At 41.8% G+C, this 1893-nt stretch carries 2 protein-coding genes; both read right to left on the bottom strand.

Annotated features, from left to right (window positions below; genetic code table 11):
- On the bottom strand, positions 1-829 hold an 829-nt coding region (locus tag WBA23_RS21465), incomplete at its 3' end, for an acyltransferase family protein (protein WP_424584332.1).
- A gap of 6 nt (positions 830-835) precedes the next feature.
- Positions 836-1893: sulfatase/phosphatase domain-containing protein (locus WBA23_RS21460; protein WP_424584331.1), on the bottom strand; the 1058-nt coding region annotated here is incomplete at its 5' end.

Here is a 1893-nt window from a genome sequence, read left to right as displayed (position 1 = left end):
ATACAAAAAAGAACGAATAGATCAATCTTACCCAAGGAATTAACCAAACAGGTACTCCCCACCACTTGTGAAAAATGAACCAAATTAGCCCCAACGCATAAACTACAGCAATTTGATAGGTTTTTATGTGATTTAGCTTATTTAGAAATAATGGGCTCAAGTAGGTTAATAAGGCTAGTAGCCCACCTACACCCATATCAGAGATGATACTAATTGTGTGTAGATAAAGTACATCTTCTGAGCGGGAATAGTAAATACGGAATAATAATGATATGATAATAATACCGATCATTATTGCCTTCCGCCACGATTTAACCCAAAATAAGAGGAAAGCCCATACGAGATAAAACTGCTCTTGAACACAAATTGACCAAAGTACCTTTACGGTTGGGGTGTTTGGCCATCCATTATTAATCACATCAAAGTTGCCTATAAAAAATAGATACCAGCTGAATGTAGCTGGCTCAATGAATGAAACATTTAGTAAAGATTGCAGAATCCAAGGGTAAACTAAAAAGCCAAAGAGTATGCAAGCAAAATATAGCGGCCATATCCGTAAGATTCGGCGCATATGAAATAATGCTACCTTGATACGGCCATTTATCTTTTCTTCTTCCAACAACAAAAAAGTAATTAAGAAGCCGGACAAAACAAAGAAGAAACTAACCCCCAAACCACCTAAGCGGAAGAACGATATTGCCCACTGATAAGCATCAGACTGCTTCACTAATACAGTATTTGCCGAAAAGCAATGACCAAGAAAAACGGCAAGAAATGCTAAAGACCTTAATCCGTCTAGATTAGGAAAATAAGTCTTGTTCTGCACCATTAAATTTTAATTCGCCATGTCCTGGTACATGTCAATGTACTTCTGATCCAGCTCCTTGGAGTCTTTATACTTAACGCGGATTTCGTCTAAATCTTGATGAAGCTTTTCTACTACTTCAGTGTAGGCCGGATCATTGTAGACATTTTTCAACTCATTCGGGTCGTTCTTACGATCGTATAGTTCCCACTCATCCACATCGTAGTAAAAGTGCGCTAGCTTGTAATCTTCGGTTACGATACCGTAATGTCGCTTCACCATATGTACCGCCGGATACTCGTAGTAGTGATAGTATACCGCATTCCGAAAGTTTTCGGTTTCCCCCTTGAACAATGGAATCAGGTTTTCCCCCTGCATATCCGAGGAAGCTTCTACTTCAGCCGCCGCTAAAAAGGTTTGGGCAAAGTCAAGGTTTTGCACCATTTGAGTATTCACGGTACCAGGGTTAATTACACCCGGCCAGCGAACCAGCAGTGGGGTTTTAAACGATTCGTCGTAGATAAAGCGTTTATCGAACCAACCATGTTCTCCGAGGTAAAAGCCTTGATCGGAAGTATACACCACAATGGTGTTTTCGGCCAGTCCACTTTCTTCCAGATAATTTAGCACCTGCCCTACCCCTTCATCTACTGCCGCAATACTACCTAGATAGTCCTGCATATATCGTTGGTAGCGCCAGCGCATAAGGTCTTCTTCGTTCATATTTGGATACTCCTCCTTGAATGCTTGATTAATCGAGTCATACACCGCGTCCCAAGCCGCACGCTGACGTTCATTTTGCCGCCCTACTTCACCATTAAATGCTCTATGGTCCCAGTTTGCTGTTTCAGGTATGCCTAAACTATCAAGTAAACTCGGCCGAATTTTGGAATCGCCGGCCCAGTTCATGTGCTTAAGTAGGTTCATTTCGGCTTCTTTAGCTGCAGTACCGCGCCCCTCGTAGTCATCAAAAAGAGTTTCCGGCTCAGGAAATTTTCTCTTTGTAAATTCTTTATAATGCCGCTCAGCCGGTAACCATTCGCGGTGCGGAGCCTTATGCAAATACATTAGCAAAAAGGGTTGCTTGG

The sequence above is a fragment of the Tunicatimonas sp. genome (assembly GCF_049647865.1).
Lineage (GTDB): Bacteria > Bacteroidota > Bacteroidia > Cytophagales > Cyclobacteriaceae > Tunicatimonas.
Note: the sequence above shows the minus strand (reverse complement) of the source record. Positions and strands in the feature narration are given on the sequence as shown.